Origin of the sequence: Prevotella lacticifex (assembly GCF_019973375.1) — a bacterium.
Lineage (GTDB): Bacteria > Bacteroidota > Bacteroidia > Bacteroidales > Bacteroidaceae > Prevotella > Prevotella lacticifex.
The window spans coordinates 1,670,361-1,690,803 of sequence record NZ_BPTV01000001.1; the positions used below are offsets into that span (position 1 = coordinate 1,670,361).

Genomic DNA, 20,443 nt, shown 5'->3' on the forward strand with positions numbered 1-20,443 from the left:
GCTGCAAAAATATAAAAAAAAACGTAATGATGGTGCTTTTTGGCCTAATATTTTCCTATTTTATTAAAAGTTTTGTAGCTTTGCAAACTCAATGCAGCAATTTCGAATATTTGCGCTGCCTTTGTTGGCTTTTAAATGCGACTAATTAAGAAGATAGTTAATTATATATTATGGACCGTGGCGGGTTTGTTTCTACTCGTCACCATTCTACTTCATATTCCATACGTTCAGGGCATCGTCGGCTCAGAGATTGCTTCGGCACTGGCCGGAAAACTCGGAACGAGGGTGGAGATAGGGCGCGTGGATATCGGATTCCTCAACCGTCTCGTCATCGATGATGTCCATATTTATGACCAACAGCACAAGCCCATGCTCTTCGCCACACGATTGGCGGCGAAGGTGGATATCATCCCACTCCTCGAAAAACGCATTTCCATCTCGTCGGCGCAGCTCTTCGGTGTCGACGCCAATATGTATAAGCAGAAGGCCGACGGACAAACTAATTTCCAGTTTGTCGTCGACTCGCTGAAATCGAAGAATTCATCGACGCACACTCCACTCGACCTGTGCATATCATCGCTTGTGATAAGAAATGGTAAAGTGAGATGGAACGACTACTCGAAGAAAAAGCTTGAATCGCTCGATGTCAACCACTTGACAGTAAGCAATTTAAGCGCACACATACTAATCAACCATATCACCGACAACAGCCTCGATGCAGCCATAAAGCGTCTGTCGTTCAAGGAGCAGTCGGGACTCGACCTGCGCAATCTTGAATTCCGGCTGAAGGTCGACCGCCGTTCGGCTGTAGCCACCGACTTTAAGCTCTCGCTGCCACGCACCGACATCTCCCTGCCGTTGGTAAGAGCCGACTACAAGATGAAGGGGAAGACGGTGGACCGACGGTCGCTGAGGTTCAGCGCCACCCTCGACCGCAGCACCGTGGCTCCCTCCGATTTGGGATTCCTCGACCCCACGCTCCGCGGATTCTCCAATCGCTTCAACATCGAGGCTAAAGTCAGGGGTACTGGCAGCAGCGTTGATTTAACGCGGTTAAGAATATCCACTGACGATCAGAGCATTATCGTTAGTGGTAAAGGCCGCGTCGATAATCTCGGACGCACTCCACGGTGGTCGTTTGTGGCCTCACAACTGAAGACGAGTGCCGATGGCATCAAATATGTAGCGAGGAATCTACAGCGCCATAAAATCAACCTCCCGAAGGAACTGGTCAATCTCGGCGATTTCACGCTGTCGGGAAAAGCCTCGGGACAAGGCCGACGGTTGGCCGCCGAGGGACTTCTGCGGTCGGCAGCTGGCAATGTGACGTTCAAAGCCTACATGTCGGGACCCGCTTTCGATGCCGCTGTCAAGACTCCGGGAATTAACCTCGGGAGGATTCTCGACAACGACGACTTCGGAATGGTGGTTGCCGACGTCAGCGCCAAGGGCCGAATCCCGTCGCCATTCAAGTTCACAGCTCTTGAGGTCACGGCCAAAGGACTCGTCGGCCGATTCGATTATAAGGGCTACAGCTACCGCAATATTGCCGTCGACGGCACACTCGCCAACGCTGCTTTTGCGGGTAAGGCCTCCATCAACGACCCTAACGGCAAGCTGACGGTCGACGGAATGGTGAGCCGTAATAATGTTAAGGCTACGGTGGAAGTAAGAAATTTCAATCCCAACCGACTGAAACTGACTAATGCCTTGGGCGACAGAACATTCTCGCTGACGGCTAAAGCTTATCTTGCAGGTGCTGACCTCGATCATCTGAACGGAACACTCGATGTCACCGACTTCTCGGCCATCGGTGGTGGAACGAACTGCAACATCAGTAATCTGCACACTGCCGTTAGCAATAATTTTAACAAGCGCAGTGCTGATATCATCGGTGATTTCGGCGAATTTCATATAAAAGGCATCTTCGACTATCAGAATCTTCCCAACAGTATCGCGAGTGTCGTGGGCCGGGATCTGCCGAGCGTTATCGGTTCCGGTCATAAGCCATCAGGCAACAGCTACTCATTCTATGGCAGAATGGCCAGCGCACAGCTCCTTCGCCAGTTGTTCGGTATTCAGCTGAACGTCAATGGTCCGGTCGATTTCCGTGGAGCGGTTAACGATGCGGCCAACGACATCAACTTCAATCTTTCGGCTCCCGACGTTGTTTACAATGGCAATCGCATAAAGGATGTTGAAGTTAATCTCGGCTCAAAGTCGAATCTGTCCGATGCACCGGACAATGCCGCGAGCGGCATCGGTCGTGGTCTGCTCTTACATGTTAGAGGTCAGCGTGTTAACGACAACGGTTCACCTCTTGCATTAGCGTTGAATGCCGATATTTTCGACGATAATGTGCGGATCAACGCCAACTGGGATCTGGAAGCCGGTACCCACAATTATGGTAATATCCATGCCAAGGCACGACTGTTCAGTACCTCGTCGAATGGACTTGGTGCCAGCGTCGACATACTGCCGTCGGAGGAGGTCTTCGACACAATCCATCTGTCGGTTCAACCGTCGCACTTCGACTATCAGCACAATCGTCTGAACATCGATCATTTCGTGGTTTCAAACGGCAATCAGTATGTGACGGTCAATGGTCAGACGAGCGGCCACGAGAACGACTCTCTACTCGTCGACTTCCGAAATATCGACTTGAAGTATGTCCTCGACATCGTGGGATTCAATTCAGTTACGTTCACCGGCAACGTGACGGGTAAGGGATATGTGAAGTCGTTCTTCAAGAATCCCAAGGCCTACGCCGACTTCGACGTTGCCGATTTCCGGTTCCAGGGCGGTGAATTCGGCACTCTCCATGCCAAAGCCAACTACGACAGCTCGACGGGTCGGATAACGATAAACTCGACGGCCGACGATGGTCCCGGCTGTTATACCGACATCAACGGCTACGTGTCGATAAAGGACAATTACATCGACCTCCCGATGATGGTTCACGGCACCAGACTGCAGTTTCTCGAGGGTTTTGCCGGAGCTGTTATGAAGGATGTGAAAGCCACCGGCGACGGCTGGTGCCGCATCTTTGGCGACCTGTCGCATGTCAATCTTGAGGGCGATGTCTATGGCAACGGCGATATAACCATAAAGCAGACGAATACGACCTACACCATGCGTAAGTCGCTCATACACATGGTTCCAAACGAGATTGAGTTTGCCAACGACACCGTTTACGACCGCGACGGCCACATCGGAGTTGTCACGGGAGCAATCCATCACAAGGAGCTCCACAAGATGACGTTCGACATTCATCTCGATGCAGATAACCTGCTGTGTCTCAATCTTCCGGAGTTCGACGACAGGACATTCCGCGGTGTCATCTACGGCAAGGGCCACTGCGATATCATTGGAAGGGCGGGGGAGACAACCATCAACGCCAATATCACCCCTGTTGGCAAGTCGTTCATGGAGTACGACGCTGGATACAGCGGGTCGCTCGACGACAACTCGTTCATCCACTGGAATGATGTGACACCGAAGACCGACAGCACTTTTGCTGTGGAATCGCAGGGGCTGAGCGGTGCCCCGGGGCGTAAGGGCACTGACGATGATGACGACGACGATATTCCCGGCGATCTCGTCATGAATCTTATTGTCAACACCACTCCCGACTTCACACTGCGGGTGCTGATGGACGAGACAACTGGCGACCACATGGATTTCCACGGCGATGGTGTCGTGAGAGCCACATATTTTAATAAGGGCGCTTTCCAGATGTTCGGCAACTACAATGTGGAATATGGCAAATATACGATGACCATTCAGAACCTCGTAAAGAAAGCTTTCGAGTTTCAGCCGGGGTCGTCGGTGGTCTTCGGTGGCAATCCTTTCGACGCACGGTTGAACCTCAAAGCGCAATATACGGTCAATGGCGTGAGTCTTTCCGACTTGCAGATGGGACGCAGCTTTACATCGTCAAACATCCGCGTGAACTGTCTGATGAATATTATCGGCACACCGCAGAAACCGACAATAACCTTCGGCATCGACTTCCCGACGCTCTCCACCGATGTGCAGCAGATGGTGCGCTCGGTAATCAACTCGGAGGACGACCTAAACCAGCAAGTTCTCTATCTGCTTGCCGTCGGACGCTTCTATAATCCGGGAAACAACAATGCTGAGGTAGAGCGTGAGGCATCGCAGAATCAGACATCGTTGGCGATGCAGAGTGTCCTTTCGGGAACGCTCTCGCAGCAGTTGTCGTCGATACTGTCGAGCGTCGTCCACAACACCAACTGGAATATCGGGGCCAACATCTCCACCGGTGACGAGGGGTTCAGCGACGCCGAATATGAGGGACTGCTCTCCGGCCGCATGCTCAACAACCGTCTGTTCTTCCAAGGACAGTTCGGTTATCGCGATAAAGTGACAACGAACAACTCGTCGTTCATCGGCGATTTCGACCTCAGATATTTGCTCACACCGAATGGAAATATCTCTCTTAGGGTGTATAACCAGACCAACGACAGATACTTCACGAGGAACTCGCTCAACACACAGGGTGTCGGCTTTGTGCTGAAAAAGGACTTCAGCAACATCCTGGACTTCTTCGGAATAAAGAAGAAAGCGGCTAAGAAGCGCACCAGCAGCAAGAAAACAAAAGCTGCGGCAACGGATAAAAGAAGCCGAAAGTAGAGAACATGGCTATGGCAGCGGCTGATCGTGTCGAAAAAATCGAGGTCGAAAGACAATAACAAGGGCTGATGCTGTAGGTAAATAGAGATTAAATACAATGGTTACGGCCGACAGTGCTGGGGTGAACGGAGACCGCGGCATTCCGCAGCAACCAAGTGAATGATATGAATTTTCATTACAGCATTGTGATTGATGCCATTTTGCATTGCGAAACGGTCCATTTCGGCTCATGAAACGGACCGTTCCGCACTCTAAAACGGACCGTTTCGCAACGCAAAACAGGCCGAATTTGTAAGTCATTGTGAATCAGCACATAACCGAAATAAATGAAATTCGATTAAGACCGGATAATTCTTTACATTTAATCATCAACACAGATAAACTTCATCGCGAATCTATGGCACAACATCGGAATGTGTCGTTGTTTCGGTAGCAGCTACCATAAGTGATAATATAAATATGTAGGGATCCGTCGGGATGTTCCAGCCATCGGACAATATAAGTCCTTTATGATGAGGAAATTAATGAAGAACGGCCGAAAAAGGGGAACAAACGGAGAAAAATGCAGTTTTCTTAGAAAAAATACAAAATAAGTAGTTGAGTTTCAGAAAATATTAGTACCTTTGCGCCCCGTAAGGCAAATAGTGCCTTTACATCATTAATTATCAATATAAAGTCTAACTTTATTAATTAAAAATTTTTTATTAAACATTTATGGCAAATTTAGAAGACGTCAAGAACGTTCAGCCCTTAGCCGATTTCGACTGGGACGAGTTCGAGAATGGCGGTAAAGTTGAAACCAGCAAAGAAGACCAGGAGAAGGCCTACGACGAGACTCTGAAGAAGATTCAGGAGCACCAGGTTGTCGAGGGAACAGTTATCTCCGTCGACAAGAAAGAGGTAGTCGTCAACATCGGCTACAAGAGCGATGGTATCATTCCTGCAGCAGAGTTCCGTTATAACCCTGATCTGAAGCCGGGCGACAAGGTAGAGGTCTACGTTGAGAGCCAGGAGGACAAGAAGGGTCAGCTGATTCTCTCTCACCGCAAGGCTCGTCTGCAGAAGAGCTGGGAGAAGATCAACGAGGCTCTGGAGAACGACGAGGTTATTCAGGGCTTCATCAAGAGCCGTACTAAGGGCGGTATGATTGTCGATGTATTCGGCATCGAAGCATTCCTTCCGGGCTCACAGATTGACGTCCACCCAATACGCGACTACGATGTATTCGTAGGCAAGACTATGGAGTTCAAGGTTGTCAAGATCAACCAGGAGTTCCGCAATGTTGTTGTCTCTCACAAGGCTCTCATCGAGGCCGAGCTCGAGGCACAGCGCAAAGAAATTATCTCTCACCTGGAGAAGGGTCAGATCCTCGAGGGTACTGTCAAGAATATTACCTCTTACGGTGTATTCGTCGACCTCGGTGGTGTCGACGGACTCGTCCACATCACAGACCTCTCTTGGGGCCGCGTAAGCGATCCTCATGAGGTTGTAGAGCTCGACCAGAAGATTAAGGTCGTTATCCTTGACTTCGACGAGGAGAAGAAGCGTATCGCTCTCGGTATGAAGCAGCTCACACCGCACCCATGGGACAGCCTCGATCCAAACCTCAAGGTTGGTGATCACGTTCACGGTAAGGTTGTTGTCATGGCCGACTACGGCGCATTCGTTGAGATTCAGCCGGGTGTTGAGGGACTTATCCACGTCTCTGAGATGTCTTGGAGCCAGCATCTGCGTTCAGCCAACGAGTTCCTTAAGGTTGGCGACGAGGTAGAGGCTGTCATCCTGAGCCTCGACCGCGACGAGCGCAAGATGAGCCTCGGTCTGAAGCAGCTCAAGGAGGATCCGTGGAAGACTATCGAGGTTAAGTATCCTGTTGGTTCTAAGCATGTTGCTAAGGTCCGCAACTTCACTAACTTCGGTATCTTCGTAGAGCTCGAGGAAGGTGTTGACGGTCTTATCCACATCAGCGACCTCTCTTGGACCAAGAAGATCAAGCACCCATCAGAGTTCACAAAGGTTGGTGCCGACATCGACGTTGTCGTTCTCGAGATCGACAAGGAGAACCGTCGTCTGAGCCTCGGCCACAAGCAGCTCGAGGAGAATCCTTGGGACAAGTACGAGAGCATCTATACTCCGGGCTCTGTTCACGAGGGAACAATCACTGAGTCGATGGACAAGGGCGCAGTTATCACTCTCGATGAGGGTGGTGAGGGCTTCGCTACTCCTAAGCACCTCGTTAAGCAGGACGGCACACAGGCACAGCTCGGCGAGCATCTGCCATTCGTCGTCATCGAGTTCGTTAAGGATACTCGTCGCATCATCCTCTCTCATTCTCGCACATTCGAGGATGTCAAGGACGACTATAAGCCACGTCACGAGCACAAGGCTCACAAGAACGACACTCCGAAGATTGAGAACGTACAGGCTGGTACAAGCCTCGGCGATCTCGACGTTCTTGCTAAGCTGAAGGCTGACATGGAGAAGAACAATAAGTAAGATTAATCCCATTCCGCCATACTCACAATCATTTTGGCGGGATTTTTCATCACACTTTGCATCGTAGGGCTGACTCCGCAAGGAGCCAGCCTTATTTTAATCATTTAAACGGGAATGAAATTCATCTCTTTTGGTAGTGGCAGCAGCGGAAACTGCTATCTGCTGTCGTCGGACGACGATGCTCTATTAATAGATGTTGGCGTAGGAATAAGAAAGTTGAAGAAGCACTTCGCCGACTACGGAATCAACATCGGCACCATTCACAACATTCTGCTCACCCACGACCATGCCGACCACATAAAATCGGTGGGGTCGATGAGCGGCACTTATCATATACCGGTGTGGGCCACAGATTTGGTTCACAAAGGAGTGACGAGAAACTGGATGGTGAAGAAGAAGATAGAGCCCATTCTTGCTAAGACTATCGAGAAGAACAACAAGGTGCAGATTGGCAGTTTCGAGGTAATGGCTTTCAATGTGCCACACGACAGTTCCGACAACGTGGGCTACAAGATTGTGGCTGACGGTGAGGTGTTTACCATCATCACCGACTGCGGACATATTACGGAAGAGATGGGGCCGATAATCAGCGACACCGATTACCTCGTTATTGAGGCCAATCACGACGTTGAGATGGTCAAGAATGGCCCTTATCCATTGGTTCTTCAGAGCCGCATCTTAGGGCCCAACGGTCATCTTAGCAACAAAGCGTGTGGAGAGGCTCTTGCAGAGTTTGCGTCAAGCAGACTGAAACACGTGTGGCTGTGCCATCTGAGCGACAAAAACAATAATCCAGCTATGGCCTACGACACCGTTGTCGACATTCTGAGCTCTAACGGGATAAGTGTCGGTAAGGACTTTGAGCTCACGGTTCTAAAGAGGACTGTGCCGACGGAATGATTCTGTACTAAAACTATGATTCCGACCTTCCGTGATGTTGTGTGGAAGGCCGGAACCATACGTAATTCTTTGTAAATCAGAATCGCTGAAGATTAATCTCGATGAATTCTGAAACTTCTATAGTTTTATTCCAATTCTATAGTTTTATTCCAATGTAAATTGGAAAATTCCATAGCTTGATTTCGATGAAATCGGGAAATTCTATAGCTTGATTCCGATGAAATCGGGAAATTCCATAGCTTGATTCCGATGAAATCGAAAACATCTGCATCATATTCTATTGAAACCACAAGACATCTAAACATACTTCTTGAGGAACTTCGATGTAAATCCGAGACCGCTTGCAGCAACCTCTTCAGGTGTACCGCTGACAACCACTTGTCCGCCGCCTCTTCCTCCTTCGGGTCCCATATCGATAATATGGTCGGCAAGTTTTATTACGTCGAGGTTATGCTCAATGATTATCACCGTGTTGCCACGGTCGACCAACTTCTGAAGAATCTCCATGAGAACGCGGATATCGTCGAAGTGGAGTCCCGTCGTCGGCTCATCGAGGATGTAGAGAGTGCGACCGGTATCACGTTTCGATAATTCCGTGGCAAGCTTCACGCGCTGACTCTCACCGCCGGAAAGGGTAGTAGAGCTCTGTCCGAGCCTGATATATCCCAACCCGACATCTTGGAGAGTCTTTATCTTCTGTAGAATATTCGGAACATTCTCAAAGAATTCCACAGCCATATTCACCGTCATATCGAGTACGTCGGCGATGGATTTGCCCTTGTATCTCACTTCAAGAGTCTCACGGTTATAGCGCTTGCCCTGACAAACCTCGCAAGGAACGGTCACATCGGGCAGAAAATTCATCTCGATGGTGCGGTAGCCGTTGCCTCCGCAGGCCTCACAACGTCCGCCTTTGACGTTGAACGAGAATCGACCGGGCTTGTAACCTCTTATCTTAGCCTCAGGGAGTTCTACGAAAAGCTGACGGATGTCGGTGAATACGCCAGTATATGTAGCTGGATTGCTGCGCGGAGTCCGCCCTATAGGACTCTGGTCTACGTTGACAACCTTATCAATATTGTCGATTCCATCGATGCTGCCGTACGATAACGGAGCTTTCAGACTGCGATAGAAATGCTGCGAGAGAATCGGTTGCAGGGTATCGTTGATGAGGGTGCTCTTTCCCGACCCCGACACACCGCTGACAACGATGAGTTCGCCGAGAGGAAACTCTACATCTATATTCTTCAAGTTGTTGCCACGGCATCCGTGGAGCGTAATGCTCTTGCCGTTGCCCTTACGCCGCTGAGCCGGAACTTCTATTTTCTTTTCGCCGTTGAGATATTGAGCTGTCAGCGTGTGAGTCTTCAGCATATCAGCTGGAGTGCCCTGGAATACGATTTCTCCACCTTTTCGTCCGGCTTTCGGTCCCACATCAATAATCCAGTCGGCGGCTCTCATCATATCCTCGTCATGCTCCACGACAATGACTGTATTGCCGAGATCGCGCAGCTTCTTGAGCGAGTTAATGAGTTTGACGTTGTCGCGCTGATGGAGTCCGATACTCGGCTCATCGAGGATATAAAGAACGTTGACAAGCTGACTGCCAATCTGTGTCGTGAGTCTTATTCGCTGACTCTCACCGCCTGATAATGAGCCACTTGGACGGTTCAACGAAAGATAGTCGAGTCCCACATCGAGGAGGGTGCCCACGCGCTTCCGCAATTCCTTTACAATCTCAGCAGCAATCTTCTTCTGCTTGTCGTCCATGTGCTCCTCAACGTGGTCGAGCCAGTCCTTGAGCTCGGCAATATCGAGGTTAGCTACTTCAGCAATGTTCTTGCCCCAAATCTTATACGACAGAGCCTCTTTATTCAACCGCATACCATGGCACTCGGGGCATTCCTTCTCAGCAATGAACTGCGCGGCCCACTTCTTGCCCTTGGCACTGTCGTCGTCCTCCAAGATGCTCTGAAGATATTTTACAACTCCATCGAAATCAGTGAAGTAGTCGCTCGATGTGTGGACCACTTCCTTATCGATGCGCACCTTCTCGAGTGATCCATAGAGGACCTCATCGAGGGCCTCGTCCGACAGCTTCTCGACCGGCGACTTAATAGTGAATCCATACTTCTGCAGGATGGCTTCTATCTGCCAGAAGATGAGCTGATTCTTGTATTTCCCTAAAGGAATGATTGCACCATCATGGATGCTCTTGCTCTTGTCGGGAATGACCTTGTCGATGTCGATTACGCTCACTCGTCCCATTCCCTGACACCGTTGGCACGCACCTTCGGGTGAGTTGAACGAGAAGATGTTCGGAGCCGGATCTTTATATGACAATCCCGACACCGGGTCCATCAGCCGCTTCGAGAAGAATTTAGCCTCATTAGTGTCGTTGTCGAGAATCATCACCAGACCCTCGCCCTGTTTCATTGCCGTCGACACCGACTGCCGCAGACGCTCATCGACGGTGCCCTCAGCCATCTCACCGAGTTTCAGCCGGTCGACAACAACCTCAATATTGTGGTTCTTATATCTGTCGACTTTCATTCCGCGGACAATCTCCTTAACCTCGCCGTCAACGCGGATGTAGAGATAGCCCTTCTTTCGCATCTGCTCGAAGAGCTCACGATAGTGGCCCTTACGGTTGCGGACGAGCGGTGCGAGGATGAGTATCTTCTTCCCCGCATAGTCGTGCTGAATCATGCTGACAACTTTCTCTTCGGTGTATTTTACCATCTTCTCGCCCGTAGTGTAGCTGTAAGCCTCTCCGGCGCGGGCATAGAGAAGTCGGAGGTAGTCGTAAATCTCCGTCTGCGTGCCCACCGTCGACCGCGGATTCTTGTTCGTCGTCTTCTGTTCTATCGAGATGACAGGACTCAGTCCGGTAATCTTGTCGACGTCAGGGCGCTCCATATCGCCGAGAAAGTTGCGTGCGTAGGCCGAGAAAGTCTCTATATACCTGCGCTGTCCCTCAGCATAGATAGTGTCGAAAGCTAACGAGCTCTTGCCCGACCCCGACAGCCCGGTAAATACCGTCAGCGAATTGCGTGGAATAAGAACGTCCACATTTTTCAGATTGTGGACGCGTGCGCCATAAACTTGTATATTGTTGTCCATTGTCGTTGCTATTGAGTAACCGTAGTACCCTCAGTGTAGCCTCTGAGGAGGTTAACGTCCTTCTTAATGTTGAATTTTCTTCCGTCAGCGCCCTCAGCCTTAACGAGGCAGAAGTAGGTACCGTCCTTTACAGGTGTTCCCTTGTATGTTCCGTCCCATCCCGTCGATGGATCATGCCATTCGAAGAGTTTCACTCCCCAGCGATTGAAGATGTACGCGTCGAACTTTACGATACTCTTATAGCCGGTCTTGGGCTTGTAGACATCGTTGATGCCGTCGCCGTTTGGCGAGAACGCGTTTGGCATGACGAGTTCACTCTCGCTTATCGACACCGTTATCGGTGCCAGGTCGTCCTCGGTATATTCCACAGTGTCGCCGTCGGCCCTTGTGAACCTCGCGATGAGGTAAATCCTGAATGAGCCCGCTTGGGTGAAGGTGAAGTCGGTGTTCTCATCATAACGCGTGTAGAGTGGGGTGGAGGTATCCTTCTCCGAGTAGAACCGCCACTCGTAATAAGCACTGTAGCCGTCGAGGTCCGTGGGGTTGGCAGCGAAGTGGACAGCCAATGGCGCCGAACCCGAATAGCTGTCGCCGGGGGCCATCGTCACCGAGTCGCCGTTGTCGTCGAGGTATGTTCCTGTGGGGTTGATACTCTGTCCCACAGCTACCGACGGGATTATTATTGTCGTCAAAATAATGATGATAAATAGTCTTACTCTTGTCATGCTACTGTAGTTTTCGGCAAAATTACAAAAAAAAGGAGACTTATGTCGTTATATTTCCTACTTTTTATTATTTTTGCAATTGAATTCATTAAATACCAAATTCAATAATGAGACATATTATTCATATAGCCTTGGCTGCCTTGCTCATAGCCACATCCCTGGAATCATCAGCCCAGGGCACTACTCAGTGGCGCGACATCCACAAGGTGAAACGTCATGAGACGGTTTTCGGCATTGCCCGCAATTATAACATCACTATCGACGAACTGCTCAACGCCAATCCAGAGATGCGAGAGAAAGGCTACGAGCTGAAGAAGGGTGCCGTAATCTTCATCCCCTATTCAAAGGATGATGCTCAGAGCTCTACAGCCACTGGGAAGACTCTGCCTGCAAAGACCACAGCAGCCACCGACAAATCATCGGCTCGCAGCGCTGCAAAGACTGCACCGCAGAGCGCGGCCAAACCCGCTGCTCACAGGCTGTCGACAATCAGAATCGGCATCATGCTGCCGTTCCTCGACCACAGCAGTGAGGGCACACGAATGGTGGAATACTACCGCGGTGTGAGGGCTGCGCTCGACTCGCTCAGCAAGGAGGGTATAAAGACCGAAATCAACCTCTGGAACATCAACAAGGACTCGGTCGTCACCAGTGTCCTGGCCCATAATCCGGCTATAGCCAAGCAGAACATCATCTTCGGACCGTTATACACATCGCAGGTGCGTCCGCTCGCTGATTTCTGCCGCAAAAACGCCATAAAATTGGTTATGCCGTTCTCGGTATCGGCCGATGATGTAACCACAAATCCCTACGTCTATCAGATTTATCAGGACGACGCAGCGCTCTCCGGCCGCAGCATAGGAGCATTCATTGAGCGGTTCGCTCAGGGTTACCGCCCGATATTCGTCAACACTAATACACCGTCCGACGGCAAATATGCGTTCACCAAAGCCCTCCGCGAGGTGCTCGAAGGGAAAGGCATAAAACCGGAGATAACCAACCTCAATACTCCCCTCGGCGATTTCGCCAAGCACTTCTCGTCGACGACAGCCAACGTCATCGTCCTGAACTCTGGAGCTTACAAGCCCCTCGAGAGACTGTGCGCCAAACTCGACTCGCTGAAGAAAGAATACCCGTCGCTGCGCATCTCCACTTACGGCTACAACGAGTGGTTCATCTATCAGCCCAACCTCGAGAGCTACTTCTTCAAGTATAATGTTCACATACCCACTACCTACTACTTCAGCCGTACATCGGACAGGGTGGAGAACTTCGAGCACGAGTATAAAGCCCGCTACGGACAGGGCATGAACCCCGACTGTCTGCCGCGGATGGCGCTGCTCGGTTTCGACCACACCATGTTCTTCGTCCGGGGCATCAGCAAATACGGTACCGACTTCAACGGCATTGCCAAGCAGGACACCGGCTACAAGCCGATGCAGAGCCGGCTCATCTTCAAGCGCGAGGGCAAAGGCGGATACCAGAACTCTATATTCCAGATAATCCGTTTCAAGACCGACGGCACCATGGACAGCCTCACATACTGAGTCGAAGGAGGTAGATTGACAATGGTGAAATATATTTAGTGCATAAAAACAAAAATGAATCTTTCAACCACATACAACAGAATGAAGAATCCCATCCGTCTTGCCCTTACCACGCTGCTGATTGTCGTTCCGCTGACGTCGACGGCACAGATCGGCAAGTACCGCAACACCTTCTCCATAGGAGCCAACGCCGGAGCAGCACTGTCGAGTGTGGGCTTCGACCCGAGTGTGTCGCAGGGACAGCACGTGGGTCTCACTGGAGGACTGTCGTGGCGATACACCAGCGAAAAGTATTTCTCCACTATCTGTTCCATTGCCGGTGAGGTGAACTTCGCTGCCATAGGATGGAAAGAGGACATCCGCGATGCCAACGACAACCCCGTAGTCAACACCAACGGTTCCGTGGAGAAATACTCGCGCACACTGAACTACATTCAGATTCCCGTCTTCGCACATCTGGCATGGGGACGCGAGAACAACGGGTTCAACTTCTTCATCCAGGCCGGACCGCAGATAGGCATTCTCCTCAGCGAGAGTACCGACCGCAACTACGACTCACCGAATCTCGATGCACAGTCGGGACGGTCGAATACCACCGTAGAGCAGGAATCGATGAAAGTAGAGAATAAATTCGACTACGGCATTGCCGCCGGAGCAGGTCTCGAATATGCCAACAGCCACATCGGACGGTGGATGCTCGAGGCACGCTACTACTACGGTCTGGGAAATATCTACGGCTCGTCGAAACGTGATTATTTCTCGAAGAGCAACATCGGAAACATCGTAATAAAAGCCACATGGCTTGTCGACTTAAGCAAATAACCACAAACTAAAAAACAATATCGAAAATGTTCAAAAATCATCCTAAGGGTCTTCTACAGGCCGCCCTGAGCAACATGGGTGAGCGATTCGGCTATTATATCATGATTGCCGTGCTAACGCTCTTCCTTTGCAGTAAGTTCGGAGTTAGCGACGAGACGTCGAGCCTTATCTCGGGATTCTTCCTCGCTGCCATCTACATCATGAGTCTTGTCGGAGGTATCATCGCCGACCGCACGCAGAACTATCAGCGTACTATCGAGAGCGGACTCATCATCATGTCGTTAGGATATGTCTGTCTGTCAGTCCCCGTCATGGCCACACCGCAGAACAACTCGTATCTGCTGGCCTTCACCATCTTCGCCCTCGTCCTCATCTCATGCGGCAACGGACTCTTCAAGGGCAATCTGCAGGCCATTGTCGGACAGATGTACGACGACTTCGAGGCTGAGGCTGCCAAGGAGGGTCCCGAAAAGCTGAAATGGGCACAGGGACAGCGCGATGCCGGATTCCAGATCTTCTACGTCTTCATCAATGTCGGCGCGCTGCTCGCTCCGTTCATCGCTCCGGTGCTGCGCTCCTTCTGGCTCAAGAGCCACGGATGGCTCTACAATGCCGACCTGCCGCGGCTCTGCCATGAGTATATCAACGCCAACGGAAATATCGGTCAGAAGGACCTCAGCAGTCTTACGGAGCTTACACATCAGGTGGGGGGCAATGTGGCTGACCTGGCAAACTTCTGTCCGCAGTATCTCGATGTCTTCAACACCGGAATCCATCTGAGCTTCATTGCCAGCGTCGTGATGATGCTCATTTCGCTCGCCATATTCATGAAGTCGAAACACATGTTCCCAATGCCAGGACGCCACGAGGCGGTGGCTAATGTCGACTACACCCCGGAGGAGCGTGTGGCCATGGCCAAGGAGATACGCCAGCGCATGTACGCCCTCTTCGCCGTATTGGGCATCTCGGTGTTCTTCTGGTTCTCGTTCCACCAGAACGGACAGAGCCTGAGCTTCTTCGCGCGCGACTTCGTCAAGACCGATGCCATTCCGCCGGAGATATGGCAGGCCGTGAACCCGTTCTTCGTCATCGCCCTCACACCGCTGATAATGCTCCTTTTCAACCACTTCACCAAGAAGGGCCACCCTATCACCACTCCGCGGAAGATTGCTCTCGGTATGGGAATCGCCGGACTGGCCTATCTCCTGCTGATGGTTGTCTCAATAGCCAACAACTATCCGTCAGCCGAGACATTCACGTCGTATGCTCCATCGGTGAGGGAAGGACTAAAAGAGGGTCCGTGGGTGCTCATCCTCACTTATTTCTTCCTTACCGTTGCCGAGCTGTTCATCTCGCCATTGGGGTTGAGCTTTGTATCGAAGGTAGCACCTAAGCATCTGCAGGGGCTCTGCCAGGGACTGTGGCTCGGAGCCACCGCCGTTGGCAACGCTTTCCTGTGGCTTGGTCCGCTTATGTACAATAAGCTGCCGTTATGGGAGTGCTGGCTCGTCTTCGCCATTGTCTGTGGCATCAGCATGCTGGTGATGGCCGCAATGACCAAATGGCTTGAGCGCGTCACCAATTCATAACAGCATTGATCTTTTAGCTCAAAACCGCCATTCATGCTCACGTATGGGTGGCGGCTTTTTTTTACCGTCGCCTCACTTGGCGATATTATATTTCATGGATCTATAGCGTTTATAGTTTCTATAGCACCTATAGCGTCTATAGTGTCTATAACTCCTATAGTTTCTATAGTGCCTATAGCGTCCATAGCGTCTATTGCGTCTATAGCACCCTATAGAAAACTATCCTTGCGCATAGTTTAGCAGGGGGGAAACGGCTGGAATATATGATTGTCGTAGCGATGGGGGACCGCGCGGAGGGGAGAGGAGTTTTTAGCAGGGGATTCTTCTGTCAGCAAAGGTAGCAAACAAAAACGCCGGTTCTAAATTTCCGCCCTTTATTGTCGTTAAAATCTGTTAACAGTGGCCGATAAACATCATTTTTCTATCTTTATGGTTTGCGAGGGGCGAAAAAAATATTCGCCTGCCGCGTGTTTATTGTTTGCGCAGGACGGATGTGCCCATTGCTTATTAATCCCTGCTCATTATTCACTGCTTCACTTTTGAATATAATAAATATTTTCTTCTTTATTTACATTCTGCATTTTCCCGACATCAGAAAGCACCTTATGCGACACTGCGACGTTGCGACGCTGGGCATTGAAGAGATTGTCAGTCGGGTTTGCGTCGCAACGTCGCAGTGTCGCAACGTCGCATAAGGCCGTTTCGATATAGGAGCAAAGAGGGCCAAAATGAGACTATAGAGTAAAAATATATTATATTATTATATATTATAATATAGTATATATAATTAATAATCAATATTTTATATCATTATTTATTATTTCTTCTTATTTAACAATTCTGATTTTTGTATACATGCGATAGCTATAAATGTTGCATTGTTGCGTTGTTGCGTTTGGGGGAGATGTTCGGAGACATCCGGGCTATAGAGAAAGACGGGGAGATAGAATCAGGGGTGAACAAATCGTTCACCCCATTGCCGTGATAGGAGGCCCTAAAACGGGGGCGGCCTTGTAAAATTTACCGCTCCCTTTGCCAGCATAGGCAGGCATAGGAAACCATAGGAAACTATAGGCAACCATAGAACTGAATAGGTAAGCCATAGGACTCGATAGGCTGCCATAGGACTCGATAGGGAACCATAGGAAACTATAGGGCAACCATAAAACTCGATTGGCTACTATAGGACTCGATAGGAAACCATGGGAAATTATAGGCAGCAATACGATAACCGCTTGACCGGCAGCTGCTATAAGGACAATAAGGAGGAAAATGATGATTTCGGGGCAGCTGTTAACGGATTTTAACGGTAATAAACGGTTGAAATTTTGAGGAGCAAAAAAGATGTAATAACTTTGTGGGAACATCGAAAGCAGCCGACAAACGAACATGTGGGAATGGAATATTTCGAATGAAAGCCAACAAATGAAAACGGGGAATGGAATATTTCGGAATGGAGGCAGACAAACGAACATGGGGAATGGAATATTTCGGAATGGAGGCAGACAAACGAACATGGGGAAAGGAATATTTCGGAATGGAGGCAGACAAACGAACATGGGGGGAATAGAATATTTCGGAATGGAGGCCGATAAACGAACATGGGGAATGGAATATTTCGAATTGAGGCAACAAAGAAAATGGGGGAAAATCATCTCGGACAGCGGACAGAGACGAAGCTGAGAAGTTTCATCGTGAACGGAGGCTGACAGATAATAGGGCGGGATTTATCCCCGTCCATGCAGAAAAGGGGGTAGTTTAAACCCTATTCACCAGTCTAATCGCTATCCAAGGCCTACAATTATCATGCAGCTGACAGTGTATGGACAAACCTGCCACTCCGATGCGTGGCAGAATGAGGCAAGCGTTTAGATATCAATGTGTTATAATGCAGACAATTCTGCTTTGAATAGTCCTGTAATCGTGGCACTATGAGTTGCAGAATGAGGCTGGCGTTTAGATATCAGTGGATTATAATGCAGAAAGTACTGCTTTGCCTGAGCCTGCAATGGTGGCACTCAGTCGCCATCGAACTCAACGGAGTCGTCATCGATGGTTACGGTGTCTATTTCCTCACTGTCGTCGTTGCTGTTCTCCGATGGTATGAGGAGCTGTTCAAGGTCGTAGAAACTGCCATTGTAGATGTCGAGGTCGACATATCCTTTTATTCCCGGCAGAGTGGCCGCATCGGTGTGTTGCCAGAACTTCCATTGCCCGCGATACTCCATCTTGTCGACGTAGTAGTGGGCAATCCAATAGGGGTAGCCGTCAAATCGCTCGTCGGACAGATAGGTATCCTTGAATTTCGAATAGGTATAGATTATCGGCTTCACGTGGTATTTGTTCTCGACGATGTGGAGCCATGTGAGCACATCGAGCTGGAAGTCCTCGATGCTCTTGTCCTGCGGTTTCCTCTCAATGTCGAGCACCGGTGGCAGGTCGCCTGGCTGCAGATTGGCATGGGAGATGAAGAAATAAGCCTGCTTGCGGGCCGACGAAGTGAGACTGAAATAGTGGTAAGCACCACGAATGAATCCGTTTTCCTTTGCGAGGTTGAAGTTCTGCTCGAAGTTCTCGTCGAGATGCTTGTCACCCTCCGTAGCCTTTATGATTACGAATCTCACCGGTGAACCGTTAATCATGGCGTTGCGCAGCCTGTCCCAGTCGATGGTGCCCTGATGGTGGCTGATGTCTATGCCCCGTATCTCGTAGCCGTCAGGATAGTGCGGATCGCCGTATATGGCTCTCCAGCGGAATCCTGTCGGTCCTACGAAGAAATAATAGAATGCCCAAACGTAGATGACCACTATCGCCACGCCGGAAAGGCAGATGGCCCATTTGGGCCACTTGCCAAAGAACGGAGGTATTTGGGGTTTGGACATTTTCTTTTGTCGTTAAAAGAAGTTTTTTTGCACTGTCGTAGTGACGTGTGCCATTATTGGTGTTCGAGTTGGAGGGTGATTGTCGTTGTGTCGCACACCTCCGCTGGTCCGAAGTACTGTATTGGTCCGGGATAGACAAAGCATGTCATGGCAGCCCACTCGTCGCGGTGGCGCTTATACTCCTGGAACGGACGTCCGTTGAGGTCGACGAGAGCCTTCTTGATGACCGGCTTGAGTTGTCCGTTACGGCGTTCGAGGTTCAGCATGCTTGTTATTGGTACACCTCCAGCTCTCCATTCGTCAGTCGGTGCCGTAGTGTTTTTCACCACAGCCATGTATCCTGTCTTTCCGTTGGCAATGAGCTGTGCTGCGCTTGTTCCGAGGGCATAGCAGTAGTCGGCATCGAAGTTCGAGGGAATAGCGCAACGTCCCTCGTAGCCGAAGAAGTGGTGCTGGGTGTGGAAGTGTCCCTTGAACTTTCCTTCCTCCTTCCACAGGCGCAGTTTGGCAGCCACCATTCTCGAGAGTAGCTTGTCGGTCTCGATGCTCGACACCTGTACGTTTCCGTGTGGGTCGCGCTCGAGGCTCAGCTGCCGTGCCACGTCGTATGGCAGGGTCTCGAAGGTGTTGGCGTTGTCCTTGCTGAGGTGCTCGAGGATGTATCTTCGCTGTTCGGCTTTATCGAGATGCTTGTATTCATCTCCATGCTCTGCGAGGAGGTCGTTAAGCTCACTGATGAGTCGTCCGATGGCCGGTATGAACTCGATGAGTCCTTCCGGTATCAGCACCACACCGTAGTTCATTCCGTGGGCGGCTCTGTTGGCTACGATACCGGCAATGTAGTCGACGATGTCGTTGAGCGAGTCGTCGTTGGCCTGCACCTCCTCTGAGACGATACATACGTTAGGATGGCACTGCAGGGCACACTCGAGTGCGATGTGCGATGCCGACCGTCCCATGAGCTTCACGAAGTGCCAGTATTTCTGCGCCGATGCACAGTCGCGCTCGATGTTTCCTATGAGCTCGCTGTAGGTCTTTGTTGCAGTGTCGAATCCGAAACTCGTTTCTATCTGGTCGTTCTTCAGGTCGCCGTCGATAGTTTTCGGAACGCCTATGACCTGTATGCCGTCGCCATGGTCCTTGTAGTATTCAGCCAGGACAGCGGCGTTGGTGTTCGAGTCGTCGCCGCCGATGATGACGAGAGCCTTGATGTCGAGCTTGTTGAGAATCTGCAGTCCTTTCTCAAACTGTTCCTCAGTCTCGAGTTTTGTTCTTCCCGACCCGATGATGTCGAATCCTCCGGTGTTGCGGTAGTCCTCAATGATCTCGGAAGTTATCTCCATGTACTCGTGCGATACGAGTCCGCCGGGTCCGAGGAGGAATCCGAAGAGTCTGTTTTCGGGGTTCAGCCGCTTAATCTCGTCGAAGAGTCCTGAGATGACATTATGTCCGCCGGGGGCCTGTCCGCCACTGAGAATGACACCGACGTTGATGGCATGATGCGTTGTCTCCTCGCCGGGCTCGAATCTTACGATAGGCATACCGTAGGTGTTTGGGAACAGACTCTTGATAATCTGCTGGTCACGAACACTGTTAGTGGGCTCCCCCTCAACGGCCTTGACGTTTCCCTTGAGAGCTTGAGGAAGCTTAGGCTTGTATTCGGAACGGATTTTTTCTAAGATACTTTTTTCCATGCGTATTAT

At 50.4% G+C, this 20,443-nt stretch carries 10 protein-coding genes; 6 read left to right on the forward strand and 4 right to left on the reverse strand.

Features of this window, described 5'->3' with window-relative positions; all coding sequences use genetic code 11:
- The first annotated feature begins 135 nt into the window (after window positions 1–135).
- From LDN30_RS06580 to LDN30_RS06590, 3 genes are all read left to right on the forward strand, one after another.
- Complete coding sequence (locus LDN30_RS06580) at window positions 136–4,656, forward strand: translocation/assembly module TamB domain-containing protein (RefSeq protein WP_223929055.1); 4,521 nt, start codon at window positions 136–138, stop codon at window positions 4,654–4,656.
- Between the two features lie 714 nt (window positions 4,657–5,370).
- Window positions 5,371–7,152, forward strand: coding sequence for a 30S ribosomal protein S1 (rpsA, locus tag LDN30_RS06585; protein ID WP_223925960.1), 1,782 nt, complete (start codon window positions 5,371–5,373; stop codon window positions 7,150–7,152).
- A 114-nt stretch (window positions 7,153–7,266) separates the two neighbouring features.
- The gene (locus LDN30_RS06590; RefSeq protein WP_223929056.1) at window positions 7,267–8,052 is read left to right on the forward strand and encodes an MBL fold metallo-hydrolase; all 786 of its coding nucleotides are present in this window, start codon (window positions 7,267–7,269) and stop codon (window positions 8,050–8,052) included.
- Window positions 8,053–8,349: 297 nt separating this feature from the next.
- Here the strand turns inward: LDN30_RS06590 and uvrA are convergent, their stop codons facing one another.
- Together uvrA and LDN30_RS06600 are read right to left on the reverse strand one after the other, a co-directional pair.
- On the reverse strand, window positions 8,350–11,175 hold the full coding sequence (uvrA, locus tag LDN30_RS06595; RefSeq protein WP_223925962.1) for an excinuclease ABC subunit UvrA: 2,826 nt from the start codon (window positions 11,173–11,175) through the stop codon (window positions 8,350–8,352).
- Between the two features lie 8 nt (window positions 11,176–11,183).
- Window positions 11,184–11,900: a T9SS type B sorting domain-containing protein gene (locus LDN30_RS06600; RefSeq protein WP_223929057.1), complete on the reverse strand. Its 717-nt coding sequence runs from the start codon at window positions 11,898–11,900 to the stop codon at window positions 11,184–11,186.
- A 107-nt stretch (window positions 11,901–12,007) separates the two neighbouring features.
- On the opposite strand from LDN30_RS06600, the gene LDN30_RS06605 reads away from it, so the two are divergent.
- The 3 genes from LDN30_RS06605 to LDN30_RS06615 all read left to right on the forward strand — a co-directional run bounded on the left by LDN30_RS06605 (window position 12,008) and on the right by LDN30_RS06615 (window position 15,858).
- On the forward strand, window positions 12,008–13,447 hold the full coding sequence (locus LDN30_RS06605; RefSeq protein WP_223929058.1) for an amino acid ABC transporter substrate-binding protein: 1,440 nt from the start codon (window positions 12,008–12,010) through the stop codon (window positions 13,445–13,447).
- An 81-nt stretch (window positions 13,448–13,528) separates the two neighbouring features.
- On the forward strand, window positions 13,529–14,269 hold the full coding sequence (locus LDN30_RS06610) for a porin family protein (protein WP_223929437.1): 741 nt from the start codon (window positions 13,529–13,531) through the stop codon (window positions 14,267–14,269).
- 26 nt (window positions 14,270–14,295) lie between these two features.
- The gene (locus LDN30_RS06615) at window positions 14,296–15,858 is read left to right on the forward strand and encodes a peptide MFS transporter (RefSeq protein ID WP_223929059.1); all 1,563 of its coding nucleotides are present in this window, start codon (window positions 14,296–14,298) and stop codon (window positions 15,856–15,858) included.
- Between the two features lie 2,018 nt (window positions 15,859–17,876).
- On the opposite strand, the gene LDN30_RS06620 is transcribed toward LDN30_RS06615, so the two are convergent.
- Window positions 17,877–18,740: a glycoside hydrolase family 25 protein gene (locus LDN30_RS06620; RefSeq protein WP_223925966.1), complete on the reverse strand. Its 864-nt coding sequence runs from the start codon at window positions 18,738–18,740 to the stop codon at window positions 17,877–17,879.
- A 53-nt stretch (window positions 18,741–18,793) separates the two neighbouring features.
- Entirely contained in the window at window positions 18,794–20,434 is a 1,641-nt protein-coding gene (locus LDN30_RS06625) for a diphosphate--fructose-6-phosphate 1-phosphotransferase (protein WP_223929060.1), read from the reverse strand.
- Between the last annotated feature and the right edge of the window lie 9 nt (window positions 20,435–20,443).